Origin of the sequence: Bordetella genomosp. 2 (genome assembly GCF_002261345.1) — a bacterium.
GTDB lineage: Bacteria > Pseudomonadota > Gammaproteobacteria > Burkholderiales > Burkholderiaceae_B > Bordetella_A.
In genome coordinates this window covers 371,673-388,385 of sequence record NZ_NEVT01000006.1, presented here as the reverse complement: position 1 = coordinate 388,385, position 16,713 = coordinate 371,673, and the positions used below count along the sequence as shown (strand labels likewise).

The following is a 16,713-nucleotide window of genomic DNA, read 5'->3' as shown; positions in this document are numbered from 1 at the left end:
GCGGTTCAGGCGGGCGTTTCGCAGGCGCGCAGAATGTCGTCCTTCAGGGCCGACGGCTTGTCGGTGGGCGCATAGCGCTTGATCACCTGGCCGTCGCGGCCCACCAGGAACTTGGTGAAGTTCCACTTGATGGCCTCGGTGCCCAGCACGCCGGGCTTTTCGCCCTTGAGCCAGCGGTACAGCGGGTGGGCCTCCGGGCCGTTGACGTCAAGCTTGGCGAACATGGGAAACGTGACGCCATACTGCGTGCTGCAGAAGTCCCGGATCGCGGCCTCGTCGCCGGGCTCCTGGTGGCCGAACTGGTTGCACGGGAAGCCCAGCACGGTCAGGCCAGCCGGATGGTAGTCGCGATAGAGCGCCTCCAGCCCCGCATACTGCGGCGTGAAACCGCATTGCGACGCGACGTTCACCACCAGCAGCACCTGGCCGCGGAATTCGTCGAGCGAACGCTCGACCCCATTGATGTCGGGAGCGGAAAAATCGTAGATCGTGTTCATGGCGCGCACCTCCTGTAGCGGGGCTGCCGGTGGTGGCGTCGGGCAGCCCGTCAACCTGAGTGTAGCGCCGCGGCCACCGCGACTAGACCAGGTTCAAGTCCTGTGCGCGCACGCCAGGGAAAATCTGGTCCAGTCGTTTGGCATCGAGTCCGTATAGGCGGCTGAAGAGGCCTGCAAACAAGGCGCGGTAGTCGTTCAAAACTGGGTAGTCGCGGTCCTGGAACAGGGTTTCGCGGCGTACGTCCACCTGGCGTCCGGCGATGCGGCCGCCTTGCACGTTGCCACCCAGCACCCAATAGACCGTGCCGTGCCCATGATCGGTGCCCTTGTTGCCATTCTCGCGGAATGTGCGCCCGAACTCGCTGATAACAACCACTGTGGTGTCGCGCCAAGCGCTGCCAAGCGCGTTTTTGTAAGAAACAAGGGCGCGGCTTAACTGAGCGAGCTTGTTGGCGAGAAAGCCCTCTGCAGCACCTTGGCCAACGTGAGTGTCCCACCCGCCTACATCGATGAAACCAAGGTTGTAGCGATCTGCCATAAAACGGCCGACTCGGGCGGCTTCGCGCTCGAGTTGATCGGTGGCCATTGCCTGCCCGTTTGCGCGATTCATTTCTTCGATGAAATCGTGCTGCGCCATGGTGTTGAGTTCGATACCTTCGGCTACAACTCCGCTCAAGTCAGTGTCACGATACATAGACTGGATAGCACGGGCATCATTCTGGGACATAACAGATTGCTCGCGCGATCCTCCCAAATCGACGTTCGGAACTCGGTAGTCGCCTCGCCAGATCTGTGGAAGGTCGCTCGTAAAAGAGACGGGTCGTGCGCTGTCTTTTGTGAGAATCTGAGCCAACCGGTTCAGAAAACCGGATCGATAGCGGTTGTCGATTTTGCCGGGTCGGCCAAGTTCGATACCATTTTGCGTGTCGAAATGGCTTCGGGTTAGATCATCAGTGCCCGCAAAGGGAACGAATGCGAGTTCTTTGGAATTATAAAGAGGCAACAAGGTCTCAGCCATGGCTGGATGCAGTCCCCAGCCGTCGGTGAGCGACAAAGCAGAGTTAGCACCGTTTCCCGGCTTGTCGATAGCGATGTTGGGACGAACTTCGTAATAAAAATCGCTGGATACGGGCACCAATAGGCTGTTGCAGTCATAGGCACCGCGCATGAACACGATGAGCAGACGTGGCGTATCGACGGATGCTGCAAAAAGACGAGTGACCCCCAGGCTCAGTGGAGCAATCGCGGCGAGTTTAAGGACAGTGCGTCGTTGCATGATGGAATATCCTCGTTACATGCTCAGTGGAGCATGAATTCGGGTGAAGCGAGCAGGTACATATTGGCTGCCTGATCCGTTTCGGCTTGGCTAACTACCTGCCGGGTCGCGGGCGAGAGATCTTGGAACAAACCACTCTCCCCATAAGTGTCGAGCAGTCTCGGTAGTGCTGGCAAAGCGACTACAGTTTTCTTATTTTTGGCTCGATAGAAGACTTGATAAGTAGAGGCAATTTGCCGAGCCAGATCGAAGCGCACCACCATTTGTCCAGAGCCCGACCAATCTGAGCGGGCCAGGGGGTAACCGTCGGGTGTCAAACGTCCATACCATGGTTGGCCCATGCGTTGCAGCCAATCGTTGACTATATCGGCACGGGTGAGTGGCGGAAGATTGGCATAAGCAAGCCGTAAAGCTGAGTAGGTGTAATGCACTGGGTCCTTGAATTTCCCTGCTTCCAGCGATTCGGCGAAAGCTTCTGAGAAAAACATCGTCTGCAAAGTGGCAGCGATATCGCCATCGCTAGACTGAAATGTCTTGGCCATGGTGTCGATTAAAGCTCTGGGCGGGTCGTCAGCCACAAAAAACTCGGCTAGCTTCGTGCTGATATGGCGGGCGGTTGCAGGGTGGCGAGACAAGATGTCAATCGCTCGCTTTATCTCTTGATATCCTTCGCCTTTGATCTGCTGCCCGAGGAAGTTCTTGGTGCCGAAATCATGTTGAGCAGGGTTGAATAGGAACGCCCCTTGATGCACCAGCTGTTTGCTTAAATCTGAGGATAAACGTGGCGGCTGCTTGTTGTAGAGCACGCCCATACCAGTCAGTATGCGCGCCAGTTCCTGTACATCTTTTTGGGTGTATCCTCCTTGCAGCCCTAGAGTGTGCAGCTCCATGAGTTCGCGTGCATAGTTTTCATTGACCTGCTCATGACGGTTGCGCTGATTGTCAAGATAAATGAGCATGGCGGGAGACCTCATGGTGGCCTCGAGCAAATCCCGAAATTTCCCTAGAGCATAGGGACGAATCGCACGATCTTCGTAATCATCTATTACGGCACCGACCAAGCCTTTGTCGCCGTATATATTGAAATGGTTGAACCAAAACCAACTCATCTGCTCGTGCAGCTGATTCGGCGAGTAAAGGGCGCGCCAAGTCGCGCGTTGTGCTGCTTCCTGGAGTCGAGCGCGAGTTTTTCTCCTAACTTCCTTGAGACCCTCAGTTTTTTGGGGGCCGTCCGGCATGAGATTGACTTGAACTTGGTAGCGCCGCACCCCGATCAACGCATCTTGAGCTGAAAGCTTCGAGATCGATAGTGCGCTAATGTGCCGCCGTACTGGCTCGGGCAGTGTTGCGCTGGGATCTGGTTTGAGCTGCTTCAGAATGTATTTGCGTGCACCCAGTTGGCGCGCCTGTGCCAATTCAGCGGAAGTGGCTCCCCATGTCAGCCGATCCACCAGAGCGGGAAGAGGCAAGTCAATGTCCCGACTCTGTGCGGCCAGTCCAGATGCAGGGACAAATGGAAAAAGTAGAGAGGCGCAAAGAAGAAGCAGAAAATTTCGCACGATCGACAAACTCGCGTAGCTCGTCACAAACTGGCATTTCGTCAGCCTACCACGGCGGAATTTCGTCTCAAGCCCCATTGATACTCCCGGAAACAGTTGCTTTCGCACGGCAGCAGGCGGCATGCTGATCTATCATGAGTCTATAAGACCACAATTCAGTATGGACATGAACGATCTGATCGAGCGACTCCAAGCCATGCTGGCCAAGGGCCAGGACAATCTGCTGCTGCGTTTTTCGCTGGGCAAGGCCTATGCCGAGCAGGAGGACTATGCCACCGCGGTCCCCCATCTGCGCGCGGCGCTGGCGTTCGATCCGGGCTATTCGGTGGCCTGGAAGTGGCTGGGCAAGGCTTTGCAGGGGCAGGGCGACCTGGCGGGCGCGCGGGCCGCGTGGGAGGCGGGCAGCAACGCCGCCCAGGCGCGCGGCGACCAGCAGGTCGTCAAGGAGTTGCAGGTCTTCCTGAAACGGCTCGACCGGGCCGGGCAGATGTAAAAGCTACAAGTAGATGTGACGCCGGCGCATGCCGGCGCGACCCGGATATTGACGCAGTGCCGCGGGGGCTCTGTAATCTGGGCGAAACCGACCCTGGACGATATGGAAAACCTGACGGACTCGCGCCCGGCCATCCCCGCCGGCCAACCCCACGACAGCAAGACCGCGCGCGATGCGCTGCAGAGCCTGTGGCGCTCGCTCGACATGCCGGACGAGTCGATGGACTACATCGACCTGTCCGGCGCCGAGCCGGTGCTGCCGTCGTCGTTCGCCGTCGGCACGGCGGCCCAGACCAGCATGGCGGCGGCGGCGCTCGCGGCGGCCGAACTCTGGCATCTGCGCGGCGGCGCGCGCCAGCGCGTGGCGCTCGACATGCTGCACGCGGCGCAGGAATGCCGCAGCTATTTCACCCTCGACGGCGTGGCGCCCGACGTGCACGACAAGATCACCGGCGTCTACCCGTGCGGCGACGGCGGCTGGGTGCGCATCCACGCCAATTTCGCCCACCATCGCGACGGCGCGCTGGCGCTGCTGGGCTGCCCCACCGGGCCGGAGACCTCGCGCCAGGCGGTCGAGCAGGCGCTCTCGCGCTGGCGCGCGCTCGATTTCGAAGAGCAGGCGGCCCAGGCCGGCCTGGTGGTGACGGCAATGCGCAGCTTCGATGAATGGGACCGCCATCCGCAAGGGCTGGCGCTGGCCGGCCAGCCCGTGTTGAGCGTCGAACGGATCGGCGAGGCCGATCCGCGGCCGCTGCCCCGGTACGGGCACGACGCGCGCCCGTTGAAAGACATCCGCGTGCTGGACCTGACCCGCATCATTGCCGGGCCGGTGTGCGGCCGCGCCCTGGCCGCCTACGGCGCCGATGTCATGCTGGTGAATTCGCCGCACCTGCCGAACATCGAGACCATCGCCGAGACCAGCCGCGGCAAGCTGTCCGTCCACGCCGACCTCGAAACGGCCGAAGGGCGCATCGCGCTGAGCAACCTGCTGCGCAGCGCCCATCTCTTCGTGCAGGGCTACCGGCCGGGCGCGCTCGCGGCGCTGGGATTCGGCCCCGAGGAAGTGGCGCGCATGCGGCCAGGCATCGTCTACGTATCCTTGTCCGCCTATGGCGACAGCGGACCCTGGGCGCGGCGCCGCGGGTTCGATTCGCTGGTCCAGACGGCCACGGGCTTCAATCATGCCGAGGCGCGGGCCGCCGGCAGCCTGGCGCCCAAGCCCATGCCGGTGCAGATACTGGACCACGCCTCGGGCTACCTGATGGCCTTCGGCGCGCAGGTCGCGCTGGCGCGCCAGGCCACCGAAGGCGGATCGTGGCACGTGCGCGTATCGCTGGCGCAGACGGCGCGCTGGCTGCGCTCGCTGGGGCGGGTGCCGGGCGGGCTGCAGTGCCGCATGCCGCCCATCGAGCCTTTCCTGGAGTCGGGCCCATCCGGTTTCGGGCAAATGGCGGCCGTGCGGCATGCCGCGCAGTTCTCGCTGACACCGGCGCGCTGGGTGCGGCCATCGGTCCCGCCGGGCACGCACCCGACGGTCTGGCCTTTCAGTTGAGACCCGCCGCCGAGGGCCCCCGCGCGGGGCGCCAGCGGGTAGACTGTCGGTGTTTGGGAAAGGAGTACGCATGTCTGCCACCATCTATCACAACCCGCGCTGCAGCACGTCGCGAAACGTGCTGCAGATGATCCGCGACGCCGGGATCGAACCCACCATCATCGAATACCTGAAATCGCCGCCGTCGCGCCAGACGCTGGCCGGGCTGATCCAGCAGTCGGGCCTGAGCGTGCGCGAAGCCGTGCGCACCAAGGAGTCGCTGTACCAAGAGCTGGGCCTGGACGCGGCCGGCGTGAGCGACGACGACCTGCTCGACGCCATGGTCGACAATCCCATCCTGATCAACCGGCCGTTCGTGGTGACGGAGCAGGGCGCCCGCTTGTGCCGGCCCGCCGAACGCGTGCTGGAGATCCTGCCGTCCGCCGCCTGACGGGCAAGGGCCGGGTCAGCGCCGGGCCTGCGGGTGCCCGGCGCGCCAGTCGCGCAGCGCCTGCAGCGTGTTGGCCACATGGCGGTCGGGGCTCATGTCGGTGTACGAATAAATGATCTTGCCGTCCGGCGAGATCACATACGATACGCGCTTGGCATAGTCGGGCCGGCGGTCATGCACGGCGTCGTAGGCCTTCATGATGGCCTGGTCGCCATCGGCCGCCACGGCGAACTTGCCGCGGCACTCGCTGACCGAGAACTTCTTCAGTGTCTCGATATCGTCGGCCGACACGCCGATGACAGTGGCGCCCAGCGCCTTGTAGTCGTCGGTGGCCTCGGCGAAGTTGCGGGCCTCTATCGTGCAGCCCTGGGTGAACGCGGCCGGGTAGAAATACAGCACCACCGGCCCCTGGGCCAGCGCCTGCGCCAGCTTGAACGTGAATACATTGCCGCCCAGGGATGCCTGGGTGGAGAAATCCGGCGCCGGCGCGCCGGCCGGCAGTTCGGCGCGCGCTGCAGCCGGGGCTGCCAGCATGGCGGCGAATGCGATGATGGCCAGGGGATGTTTCATGATGCCTCTCCGTGAATGGCCGGCGCCGCCGGTCGGCGGCTCGTCCGGCAAGCAAGCAGATTCATGCTAGCACCAATGTAGACGGGGCCGCTCCAGCGGCCCCGTCTACATTGCCGGACATGCGGCGTCGCTCAGTTCCAGCGCCCGCCGGATCCACCCAGGCTGAAGCGGCCCGCGCCCATGAACGCCACCGCCAGCGCGCCGAACAGGAACATGCCCTGCAGCTCCAGCGCCCAGCCGCCTTGCTGGTTGGTGCTGAACAATTGCCCGGCATGCGCCAGCAGGATGGCCACGATCATGTTCAAGAAAATGAACAGGGCGCCCAGGCGGCTGTAGATGCCCAGGATGACCAGCAGGGGGGCCGATGACTTCGCCCACGTAGACGAAATAGGCGAGGAAGCCGGGCAGGCCATGCGAGGACAGCATGCCGGAGATGCCGCCGACCCCGCCGGAGAGTTTCATCAGGCCGTGCATCAGCACGAGGATGCCCAGGCTGAGGCGCAGAATGAGCTTGCCGGTATCGTCGGATTTGATCATGGTATTTTCTCTTGTTAGTTGAACATGGCCTGCAATCAGAGCCCGCCGGACCGGTTGAGTTCCTGCGCCGCAAGCGCAGACATTATTGCAAATCCTTTGTGAATAGCAAGGGTATTCCCCGAGCGCCGGATCATGATGATTCGGGCAGGACCCGCGCAATGCTTTTCTGCTAAGGTTTCATCAATGGCCGGCCGATCCCGGCCCGAAGGAGGCTACTCATGTCCCGCCCCATGCCCGACTCCTGGTGCTCTGGCGTGATTCCGCCTTATATGCTGGACCACCTGGCCCGCCATGCCAACCCGCGTGTCCGCCAGAGAGCCATCGCCACGCTGCACATCGACCAGCAGGAGCGCGGTATACGCGCCAGCCAGGCCGCCATCGCCAAGGCGGGCGCGCCCGGCGTCCAGGCCCTGCCACCCGGCCAGATGAGCCGCGCCGTGCACAATGCCGGCAACGGCACCCAACTGCCCGGCATCCTGGCGCGGGCCGAAGGGCAGCCGGCCACGGGCGACGCCGCGGTCGACGAAGCCTACGATCACCTGGGAGCCACCTACCAGTTGTTCTGGCAGGTATACCGGCGTCACTCGATCGACAACGCCGGGTTGCCGCTGGTCGGCACCGTGCACTACGGCGAAGACTACGACAACGCGTTCTGGAACGGCGCGCAGATGGTGTTCGGCGACGGCGACGGCGAGATATTCAACCGGTTCACCCTGGCGGTCGATGTCGTGGGCCACGAATTGAGCCATGGCGTCATCGACCACGAGGCGGCGCTGCGCTACCAGGGCCAGTCCGGCGCGCTGAATGAATCGCTGTGCGATGTGTTCGGCTCGCTGGTCAAGCAGCACCAGGCCGGCCAGATGGCCGACCAGGCCGACTGGCTGGTGGGCGCCGGCCTGTTCACCGCGGCGGTCAACGCGCGCGCGTTGCGGTCCATGGCGCAGCCGGGGTCGGCGTACGACGATCCCGCGCTGGGCAAGGACCCGCAGCCGGCGCATATGGACAACTACCTCGATACGCAAGACGACAACGGCGGCGTGCATATCAATTCAGGCATTCCCAATCGGGCGTTCTACCTGGCCGCCATGGAACTGGGCGGGCCCGCCTGGGAACGCGCCGGACGCGTCTGGTACGACACGCTGCGGGACAAGCGGCTGGGGGCCAGCGCCGATTTCGCCACGTTCGCCGCGTTGACCATCGAGGCGTCCCATGCCGACGCGGCCACGCAGCGCGCAGTGCGCGAAGCCTGGCGCGCCGTGGGAGTGCTGGCATGATCGACCTGCCGCCGTTGTCCCAGGCGACGCTGGTGCGGCTGTCGCGCCAGGGCGGCCTGGCCTACCTGCCGGGCCGCGCCGCGCCGCGCGATATCGACCTGCGCAACTGCCCCGACGAGGTGCGGCGCGACGTCTGCGAAGCCTTGCGCCAGGCGGCGCCCCAGGCCAGCAGCGATGGCGCAGCGGGAGGCGACCAGCGCTATTTCCGCATCGAGATCTGGTTCATCGACGCCCCCGCGAGCGTGCGCTTCGAAGTGCCGGAGACGCAGGCGCCAGAGCCGCTGCTGCGGCTCTGGAAAACCCTGTAGAAGGGTTATTTATTTCACCAGCGTGATGGGCAGGTCGGCCAGGTGGATCACCTTGTTGGCCACCGAGCCCAGCAGGATGCCGGGCAGGGCGCCCAGGCCGCGCGTGCCCATGACGATGTGCGCGCACTGTTGCGCGCGTGCGTAGTCGACGATGGTCTGGGCCGACTGGCCCGGCCGCACCGCGGTGACGAACCGCACGCCGGATTGCTCGGCGGCGCGCTTTGCGTCGGCCAGCGCCTTGGCGCCTTCCTCGTCGTAATAGGCCTGCACTTCGTTCTTGTCGAGAAACATGCGGGCGTGGCCCGACAGGATCGGCAGCGGGACATTCAGCAGGTGCAGTTCGGACTCGCCGTGCTGGCCGGCCATGGCGATGGCGGCGTCGAGCGCCCGCAGCGCGCATTCGGAGCCATCGATGGGAACGAGGATCTTGTACATGAGTGCTCTCCATAAATTGGGGTGCGATCAGCACCTTCGTTCCAGGATAGCGAATCGAGGCTGGTACGAATTGACCTGGATCAATCTCAGCCCATACGCCTAGCGGCGCAGCGTCTGGACCGATTCCGCGGTCACCGTGGGGGCCTGTCCGCCCCATTCGGCGCGCAAGTAATTGGCCAGGTCGGCCAGCTGCGCATCTGTCAGTGTACCGGCAAAACCCGGCATCGCCTGCATGGCGGCCGTGCCGGGAAAATCCTGCGCCTCGATGCCGTCCAGCATGACTGCCACCAGGTTGTGCGGGTTGCTGTCGCGCAAGGCGGTGTTGCCTTGCATCGCCACCGCCACGCCGGGCTTGCCCTGGCCGTCGAAGCCGTGGCAGCCGGCGCACAGGGCGACGTAGAGGCCCTTGCCGCTGTCGCGCACACGCGGCTCGAGCGTGGCCGGCGCGGCCCGGGCGGGCGCCGGCGGGTGGTCTCCCAGCAGGTAGGTGGACAGCGCCGCCACGTCCTCGCGGCTGAGGTATTGCGTGCTCAGGTGCACCACCGGGAACATTTCGTCGAAGGCGGCGCCCTGCGGGGCGATGCCGGTAGCGAACAGGGCGTGCAGGTCGTCGATGGTCCAGCCGCGCGCGGCCAGGCCGGCGGGCGAAATGTCCGGCGCCAGGATGCGCCCCAGGGCGCCGCCCTGCAGCGGGCGGTCGGCGTCGAGCTGGCCGAGCTTGCCGCGCGGCGTATGGCACTCGGCGCAGTGGCCCAGCGCGCCGGCCAGGTAGCGGCCGCGCAGCCAGGCCTGCGAGCTGCCCTGCGAGGCATCCGGCAGGCTGTCTTCCAGGAACAGCCAGTTCCAGAACCGTACGCCGAAGCGCATGTTGTAGGGGAAATCCAGCTCCGGCTCGCGGTTCGGCACCGCCGCCGGCTCGATGCTGCGCAGGTACGCATACATGGCGTCGCTGTCGGCGCGGCTGAGCTGGCGGTACGAGGTGTACGGCATGGCCGGGTAGAGCGGGCCATCGGGCGTCATGCCGTCGTGCAGCGCCGCGTAGAAATCGTCGGCGCTCCAGTCGCCGATGCCATGCTCGGCATCGGGCGTGATGTTGGTGCCGTAGAACTTGCCGAACGGCGATTCCAGCGGCACGCCGCCGGCAAACGGCGCACCCCCTTCGGCGGTGTGGCAGGCGGCGCAATCGGCCGCCTGGACCAGGTAGCGGCCGCGCAATAACTGGTCCTGGCCGGCGGCGATCGGCGGGGCGGGCGGCGCCGGCGCGTCGTCCTGCTTGCCACAGGCAGCCAGCATGGCCAGGCAGGCGGCCGCCAGCACGGAGCGCAGCGAAGGGCAGAGGGCGGCCATGGTCAGTCTCCAGTGGTCAGTCCAGGCGTGTTCAGCACGACATCCTTGACCGCCTGGTGATAGCGGACGTATCCCGTGCAGCGGCAGATGTGGTGGTCCAGCGCCCCGGTCACTTCCTGTTCGACGCGCTCGCGCGCCACGGGCTGGCGCGCGAGCCGCTCGACCAGCACCGTGGCGGCGTTGACGAAGCCGGGGGTGCAGTAGCCGCACTGGAAGCTGTAGTGCTCCAGGAACTTCTGCTGGATGGGCGACAGGTCGACCGCCTCGCCCTCGGCATTGCGGCGGCCGTGCGCTTCGACGGTGCGCACCTGCTTGCCCTGGAAGAACAGCGCGCCGGTGATACAGGTGCGGATCTCCTCGCTGGTGCCGTCGGGCTTGTCGAGGATCACGACGCAGGCATGGCAGATGCCCTGGCCGCAGCCCAGCCGCGCACCGGTCAGGTCCAGGTATTCGTGCAGGAAATCGATCATCATCAGGTTCGCCGGCACTTGCAGCGGGCCGACGGCCTTGCCGTTGATCGTCAGGCTGAGGGGTTCGGTGGCGATGCTCATGCCAGGGCCTCCTGTATCTGCGCGGCGGTGACGGGCAATGTGGTGAAGCGGTGCCCGATGGCGTGGGCGATGCCGTTGACGATGGCCCCGACGATCGGAATCATGACCACTTCGGCGATGCCCTTGGGCGGATCGGTGTCCGACAGCGGCGGCAGGATCTCGGCCGTCTGGGTCCAGAGGGCGACTTCGCTGGCCAGCGGCAAGTGATAACGGTTGAAGTTCCAGGTGCCGTCGCCGGGGCCGTCTTCATAGAGCGGCAGGTATTCATGCAGGGCATGGCCGATGCCCATTGCCAGGCCGCCCTGCAATTGGCTGGACACCAGCTCGGGCGAGATCATGTTGCCGCATTCCACCAGCGAGTGGTGCGCCAGCAGCTCGACCTTGCCGCTGGCTTCATGCACGGCCAGCTCGGCCAGTGCGCCCACCGCGGCGTAATAGGTGACGGCGGCGTTGTTGCGCTGCACCGGCGGGATGTACACCTGCGCGCGGTCGATCGCCCGGTAGCCGTTGGCCGTCGTGGCCGCGGAGGCCGGCTGCCGGCCTGTGGCGCCGGCGCCATGGCGCAGCGCCAGCCCGTCCAGGGGCAGGCGCCGGGTCTGGCCGTCGATCGGGAAATCGGCCTCGGCCCATTGCCAGCGGTTGAACGCGTGCACGACCGCGCCGGTCACCAGGCCCATTTCGTGGGCGCGCCGGGCAAGCTGGGCCAGCGGCAGCGGCTGCATGCCGGCGCAGGTGAGGGCGCCGTCGACCCAGCGGGCGTCCTCGGCGCGCACTACCAGCGGCGCGGCCTGGCCGCCGCCCAGGCCGCGGCTCCAGAAATCCAGGGCGGCCGGCCACAAGCCATGCAGGAAGACAATGCGGGCGGCTTCGCGGGTGGTGTGGCTGAAATAGAAGGCCGAGTTGGTCGCGCTCGACGGCGAAGCGTAGGCGGGCGTCCAGCGCGGGTTGCGCGACAGCGTGTCCTGCTCGTCCTGGCGCATCAGGTAGGGGTCGCCGCTGGTCTGCATCGGCAGGTCGGGCCAGTCTATGACGGACGTCAGCACGCGGGTGGCCGGCACGCCGAGCCATTCCGCGCATACCAGCGCCTGCGAGGTGCTCATGCCGGTGCCTATCTCGGTGCCGCTATGGTGCAGGCTGACGCGGCCCTGCGGGTCGATCTCGACGCGCGCGAAGGACGATTCGGCGCCCGTCCCGAAGTCTTTCTGCACACAGGCGAAGCCGACGCCGTAGCGCTGGCCGGGGTGCTCGGCCTCGTAGCGGGCCTTCTTCTCGGCACGCCCGGTCCACATCGGGTGGGCGGCCGCCTTGCGCAGGATCTCGTCGGCCCGCACGGCGCCGGCCGGTACCGCGCCCTGGGTGTTCTTCATGCCGGACTTCAGTACATTGCGCAGGCGGAATTCGATGGGGTCGAGCCGAAGTTCGGCGGCGATTTCGTCGACCATCATTTCGGTGGCCGCCATGCTCTGCAAGGTGCCGTAGCCGCGCGCCGAGCCGGCGTCGATGGCGCGGCTGGCGATCGCCACGGCGGTCAGGTCGCTCTTGGGGATGTAGTAGATGGATTGCGCCGCGGTGGCGCCCACCATGGCGACCGACGGCGAGAAATTGGCGCGGCCGCCGCCGTTGGCTTCGAGATGGGCCTGGAATGCCTGCATCAGGCCGGTCTTGCGGTCCACGGCGATGCGGTAGCGCATGTCGAAGGCGTGGCGCTTGAGCGAGGTCTGGAACTGCTCGTAGCGGTCGTTGGCGATGCGCACCGGCCGGCCGTCGCCGTAGAGGGCGCAGACCACGCCGTAGAACGGCATGTTGCAGTGGTCCTTCGAGCCGTAGCCGACGGTGTAGCAGGGGTGCAGGAACACCTTGCGCACCGGGAAGCGGCCGGGCGAGGTCATTTCCACCGTACTGTCGGCCACTTCCTGGGGCGACTGGGTCGGCACCACCATGTGCAGGGCCTGCGCGGCGGCGTCGTACCAGCAGTTGGCATTGTCGGGCTCGAGCGCCGCCGTGTCGATGGACTGCGTCTGGTAACGGCGCTCCAGCACCAGCCAGTCGCCGGGCGGGGCGTCGAGCTCGGCGGCGATGCGCCCGGCGTGGTACATGCCCTGTTCGCCGAGCTGGCCGTGGTCCACGCCGTCCGGCCACACCGGCAGGTGCTTGCGCATGGTGCTGGGGAAGATGGGCGCGTCCTTCAGGCTGGAATAGACATCGTCGGCATAGCCGGCGGCGCCGCCCACGCGCACGTAGCGGAACGTGCCCCATGGGTCGCGCTGCAGCGGGCCGGTCTGCGCGCCGTAGCGCACCACGTCGCGGCGGAACTGCAGCTTGTCCTTGGCGTAGCGGAAACGCGCGAAATCGTGATAGATGAGGATGGCCACCGCGTGGCCCAGATAGGCGGGCGTCTTGCCCTCCGGCAGCAGCATGTCTTCGCCGTAGAAAGCCGGAAAGGCCAGCTTGTCGCGCGCCAGGTCGGCGGCGGTGACCAGCCGGTCCGGCCGCAGGTCGGGCTCCAGGATGGCCAGGTCCAGCCCGGCATAGACGCGGTCGGCCAGGGTGGTGCGCAGGATCAGGGCATGCGATTGCTCGCGCGGCCAGTTCGGCAAGTCGCGCGAACGGATGTCGCGCGCGAAGATCTTCGAGCCGGTGACCTTGGCAATGGCGTCGATGCGGAAACGCGCATGCCCGCTGGCGGGATTCCATTCGACCGGCGTCAGCAACTGTTCTTCGAACAGCGCCGCATACGCCTTGCTGCCCAGCGGCGCAATATAGACTGTGGTCGCGCCGATCGCGGCGGTCTTGAGGAAAGAGCGGCGGGACGGACTGGCAAGTCTCATGGCGCGTTCCTTTCAGGGCATACGGATGCGGCGCGCGCGGCGCCGGACAACGCAATGGGCAAGGAGCGGCTGGGCTCCCGGGGGAACGGGCTAGGGCGCGGGGTCGGCCTTCAGGCGCGGCACGCCGTCCGCCGGCGGCAGGCTGCCGACATCCAGGTGCGACGATGCCTGCCCGGTGCCCAGCGAATTGCGCACCCATATCAGTTCGGCGGCCACCGCCACGGCGATTTCCGCCGGCGTGCGGCTGGCGATGCGCAGGCCGACCGGGCCGTGCAGTCGCGCTATCTGGGCATCGTCCAGGTCGAACTGGCGCAGCCGCTCGCGCCGCTTGGCCTGGTTGGGACGCGAGCCCAGCGCGCCCACGTAGAAGGCGGGCGACTTCAGGGCCTCCAGCAGCGCCATGTCGTCGAGCTTGGGATCGTGGGTGAGGGCGACGATGGCCGTGCGCTCGTCCACGCCGATCTCCAGCACGGCATCGTCCGGCATGCTGGTGATCAGCGTGCCATGGGGCGCGTCCCAGCCCGCGTACAGCTCTTCGCGCGGGTCGCACACCAGCACGCGGAAATCGAGCATCGCGGCGATGCCGCACAGCGCCCGGGCGGTCTGGTTGGCGCCGATGATCAGCAGCCGCCACTGCGGGCCGTATACCGAGCGCAGCACGCGGCCGTCGAAGTCCGGGCCGTCCGCCGGGCTGGCCGGCGCCAGCGTACAGGCGCCGGATTGCAGGTCGAGCGTGCGCGCCACCAGGCGCTGCTGGCCGATGTCCGCCAGCACGGCGTCCAGCCATTGGGTGCCTTGCAGCGGCTCGACCACCAGGCGCAGCGTGCCCCCGCAGGGCAGGCCGAAGCGGGCCGCCTCGTCGCCGGTCACGCCGTAGGTGACGCGGTCCGGGCGGGCGGGCAGGGAGCCGGCCCGGGCGCGCGCGATCAGGTCGTCCTCGACACAGCCGCCGGACACCGAGCCGACCATGCGGCCGTCGCCGCGCAGGGCCATCAACGCGCCGGCCTGGCGCGGCGCCGAGCCCCAGGTCTGGGCCACGGTGGCCAGGTGCACGGTATGCCCGGCAGCGACCCAGTCGCGCGCCTGGCGCAGTACATCCATGTCGAGCGGATTCATGAGCTTGGGTTTCCTCTGTGCAGATCTTGCGGAACGTCGATGTCGCGCAGCACGCCGGCATCGTCGCAATCGATTTCCAGTACGCCGTGGCGCGCCAGCAGGGCGCGGGCCCCGACATCGCCGTCGAGCTCGGCCAGTTCGGCCAGGTATTGCCCGCCGAATACCACCGGGTGGCCGCGCCGGCCGTCGTACAACGGCGCGACGATGCGATCGCCGGCGGCGTGGTCCAGCAGCCGGCGCAGGGTGTCGGGGCGCAGCCATGGCATGTCGGCCAGGGCCACGACGCAGCCGGGCAACTGGCCGCCGGGAGCGGGGCGATCGAGCAGGTGGCGGGCCGCGGCGGCGAGCGATACGCCCATGCCGCGCGGCGCGGGCGGCGCCGTCAGGATGGAGCACCCCAGGCGCGCGAGCAGGGCCGGCAGCTCGGGCGGGCGATTGGCGACCACGGCGATCGTGTCGGGCAGGCCAGCAGCTTGTTGGCGGCACCGCGCAGGGCGCGCCGCGCGGCGAGGTAGCGCGCGCCTTCGCCCGCCGCCAGCAGGACGCCTACCCAATGATGCACCGCCGATGTGGTGGACAAGTTTCCTTCCATAACCTGGAGCCGACTCCGAGGTTATGCCCGCCCGGCGGGCAGCGTCAAGCGGTCGGCGCCGGCGTCAGGGGCGCACCAGCGCCGGTCGGGCGCGATAGTAGGCGCTGTAGGCGCGGGCCAGGTTGTCGACCTTGGGTTGATCGTTGACGATGATGTATGGGCTGTCCGGATGCCGCGCCAGGTAATCCTGGTGGTAGTCCTCCGCCGGATAAAAGCCTTGCAGCGTCTCTATTGTCGTGGCCAGCGGGCCGGGATAGGCGCCGGAGCGGTCGAGCTGCGCGATGTAGGCTTCCGCGACCTGGCGCTGCGCCGCGTCGGCCGGGAAGATGGCCGAGCGGTACTGCGGCCCCACGTCGGGGCCCTGGCGGTTGCGCTGGGTCGGGTCGTGGACCACCGAGAAGTAGATTTGCAGCAGCTTCCCATAGCTGACGCGGGCCGGGTCGTAGGTGATGCGTACCGCCTCGGCATGCCCCGAACGCCCGCCGCTGACCGTCTCGTAGTCGGCGGTGGCGGCGCTGCCGCCGGCGTAGCCCGAGAGTGCCTCGCGGACTCCTTCGACGTGCTGGAACACCGCCTGCACGCCCCAGAAGCAGCCGCCCGCAAGCACGGCCGTGGCCATGCCGCCCGCGGCGGGGACGTCGCGGGCCGGCGGCGGGATCTCGAAGACGGCATCGGCCGCGCGCCCGGCTGGCTGGATGGCGAGCCAGCCGGCCATGGCCAGCAGCCCGGCGCCGGCCAGCCGCAGGCAGGCGGTGCGGCGGCCCGGGGCGGCCGGCGGCGCCGAATTGCGGGTTTTCTTCATGACGGGCTCCTGGTCGGGGCGGCCGGCGATGCCGACGGCGCGAACTGCATTGCCGCGCCGTTCATGCAGTAGCGCAGCCCGGTTGGCGGCGGCCCGTCGTCGAACACGTGGCCGAGGTGGCCGCCGCAGTGCGCGCAATGCACCGAAGTGCGGACCATGCCGTAGCTGCGGTCGCCGGCCGTGCCGACGGCGTGCGGCAGGGCTTGCCAGAAACTGGGCCAGCCAGTGCCGCTGTCGAACTTGGTGTCGGACGAGAACAGCGCCTGCCCGCAACCGGCGCAGGCGTACGTGCCGGCCCGGTGCTCGTGGTCCAGCGGGCTGGAATAGGGCCGTTCGGTGCCTGCCTGGCGCAGGATGCGGTACTGCTCGGGCGTGAGCAGGGCGCGCCATTGCGCGTCGCTGCGGACCAGAGGGAAGTCGGCGGGCGCTGCTTGCGCCGCGCCGTGGCGCGCGCCAGCCAGGACGCCCAGCAGGCTCGCCAGCGCGGCGCCGCCGCCGGCGGCCAGGAATGATCTACGGGTCGGTTTCATAGTGTGCTCCGCATGGG

The 16,713-nt window shown here is 66.9% G+C and carries 17 protein-coding genes and 1 pseudogene; 5 read left to right on the top strand and 13 right to left on the bottom strand.

Annotation, left to right across the window (positions count from 1 at the left end; all coding sequences use genetic code 11):
• Nucleotides 1-5: 5 nt before the first annotated feature.
• From CAL24_RS11940 to CAL24_RS11930, 3 genes are all read right to left on the bottom strand, one after another.
• The gene (locus tag CAL24_RS11940; RefSeq protein ID WP_028356011.1) at nt 6-497 is read right to left on the bottom strand and encodes a glutathione peroxidase; all 492 of its coding nucleotides are present in this window, start codon (nt 495-497) and stop codon (nt 6-8) included.
• An 82-nt stretch (nt 498-579) separates the two neighbouring features.
• Nucleotides 580-1,773 (bottom strand): DUF1501 domain-containing protein, encoded by a 1,194-nt coding sequence (locus CAL24_RS11935; protein WP_094806820.1) that lies wholly within the window; start codon nt 1,771-1,773, stop codon nt 580-582.
• Nucleotides 1,774-1,796: 23 nt separating this feature from the next.
• A complete protein-coding gene (locus CAL24_RS11930) occupies nt 1,797-3,455 on the bottom strand; it encodes a DUF1800 domain-containing protein (protein WP_249278536.1) in 1,659 nt (552 codons plus the stop codon).
• Nucleotides 3,456-3,498: 43 nt separating this feature from the next.
• Between CAL24_RS11930 and CAL24_RS11925 the strand changes: the two genes are divergently transcribed.
• The 3 genes from CAL24_RS11925 (at nt 3,499) to arsC (ending at nt 5,806) form a co-directional block, all read left to right on the top strand.
• The gene (locus CAL24_RS11925) at nt 3,499-3,825 is read left to right on the top strand and encodes a tetratricopeptide repeat protein (protein ID WP_094807260.1); all 327 of its coding nucleotides are present in this window, start codon (nt 3,499-3,501) and stop codon (nt 3,823-3,825) included.
• A 102-nt stretch (nt 3,826-3,927) separates the two neighbouring features.
• Nucleotides 3,928-5,376, top strand: coding sequence for a CoA transferase (locus CAL24_RS11920; protein ID WP_094806818.1), 1,449 nt, complete (start codon nt 3,928-3,930; stop codon nt 5,374-5,376).
• Between the two features lie 70 nt (nt 5,377-5,446).
• The gene (gene arsC / locus CAL24_RS11915; protein ID WP_028356014.1) at nt 5,447-5,806 is read left to right on the top strand and encodes an arsenate reductase (glutaredoxin); all 360 of its coding nucleotides are present in this window, start codon (nt 5,447-5,449) and stop codon (nt 5,804-5,806) included.
• A 15-nt stretch (nt 5,807-5,821) separates the two neighbouring features.
• Here arsC and CAL24_RS11910 read toward each other — a convergent pair whose 3' ends face one another.
• Nucleotides 5,822-6,376 (bottom strand): peroxiredoxin, encoded by a 555-nt coding sequence (locus CAL24_RS11910; protein ID WP_028356015.1) that lies wholly within the window; start codon nt 6,374-6,376, stop codon nt 5,822-5,824.
• Between the two features lie 131 nt (nt 6,377-6,507).
• A pseudogene (locus tag CAL24_RS11905) lies at nt 6,508-6,913 on the bottom strand (DoxX family protein).
• 218 nt (nt 6,914-7,131) lie between these two features.
• Here CAL24_RS11905 and CAL24_RS11900 point away from each other — a divergent pair.
• Both CAL24_RS11900 and CAL24_RS11895 read left to right on the top strand, forming a co-directional pair.
• Nucleotides 7,132-8,187: a M4 family metallopeptidase gene (locus CAL24_RS11900; RefSeq protein WP_094806817.1), complete on the top strand. Its 1,056-nt coding sequence runs from the start codon at nt 7,132-7,134 to the stop codon at nt 8,185-8,187.
• Complete coding sequence (locus CAL24_RS11895; RefSeq protein ID WP_028356018.1) at nt 8,184-8,495, top strand: protealysin inhibitor emfourin; 312 nt, start codon at nt 8,184-8,186, stop codon at nt 8,493-8,495. Before CAL24_RS11900 ends, CAL24_RS11895 begins: the two co-directional genes overlap by 4 nt.
• A 9-nt stretch (nt 8,496-8,504) precedes the next feature.
• On the opposite strand, the gene CAL24_RS11890 is transcribed toward CAL24_RS11895, so the two are convergent.
• The 8 genes from CAL24_RS11890 to msrB form a co-directional block, all read right to left on the bottom strand.
• Nucleotides 8,505-8,930 (bottom strand): universal stress protein, encoded by a 426-nt coding sequence (locus CAL24_RS11890; protein ID WP_028356019.1) that lies wholly within the window; start codon nt 8,928-8,930, stop codon nt 8,505-8,507.
• A 99-nt stretch (nt 8,931-9,029) separates the two neighbouring features.
• Entirely contained in the window at nt 9,030-10,277 is a 1,248-nt protein-coding gene (locus CAL24_RS11885) for a c-type cytochrome (RefSeq protein ID WP_028356020.1), read from the bottom strand.
• Nucleotides 10,278-10,279: 2 nt separating this feature from the next.
• The gene (locus tag CAL24_RS11880) at nt 10,280-10,828 is read right to left on the bottom strand and encodes a (2Fe-2S)-binding protein (protein WP_094806816.1); all 549 of its coding nucleotides are present in this window, start codon (nt 10,826-10,828) and stop codon (nt 10,280-10,282) included.
• Nucleotides 10,825-13,656: a xanthine dehydrogenase family protein molybdopterin-binding subunit gene (locus CAL24_RS11875; protein WP_094806815.1), complete on the bottom strand. Its 2,832-nt coding sequence runs from the start codon at nt 13,654-13,656 to the stop codon at nt 10,825-10,827. Before CAL24_RS11875 ends, CAL24_RS11880 begins: the two co-directional genes overlap by 4 nt.
• Before the next feature lie 90 nt (nt 13,657-13,746).
• Nucleotides 13,747-14,772, bottom strand: coding sequence for an XdhC family protein (locus CAL24_RS11870; RefSeq protein ID WP_094806814.1), 1,026 nt, complete (start codon nt 14,770-14,772; stop codon nt 13,747-13,749).
• Nucleotides 14,769-15,218, bottom strand: a complete 450-nt coding sequence (locus CAL24_RS11865) for a nucleotidyltransferase family protein (protein ID WP_249278535.1) — start codon at nt 15,216-15,218, stop codon at nt 14,769-14,771. The genes CAL24_RS11870 and CAL24_RS11865 overlap by 4 nt, the downstream gene beginning before the upstream one ends.
• Nucleotides 15,219-15,428: 210 nt before the next feature.
• On the bottom strand, nt 15,429-16,166 hold the full coding sequence (gene msrA, locus CAL24_RS11860; RefSeq protein ID WP_170947077.1) for a peptide-methionine (S)-S-oxide reductase MsrA: 738 nt from the start codon (nt 16,164-16,166) through the stop codon (nt 15,429-15,431).
• The gene (gene msrB / locus CAL24_RS11855; protein WP_094806811.1) at nt 16,163-16,696 is read right to left on the bottom strand and encodes a peptide-methionine (R)-S-oxide reductase MsrB; all 534 of its coding nucleotides are present in this window, start codon (nt 16,694-16,696) and stop codon (nt 16,163-16,165) included. Before msrB ends, msrA begins: the two co-directional genes overlap by 4 nt.
• Nucleotides 16,697-16,713 lie beyond the last annotated feature (17 nt).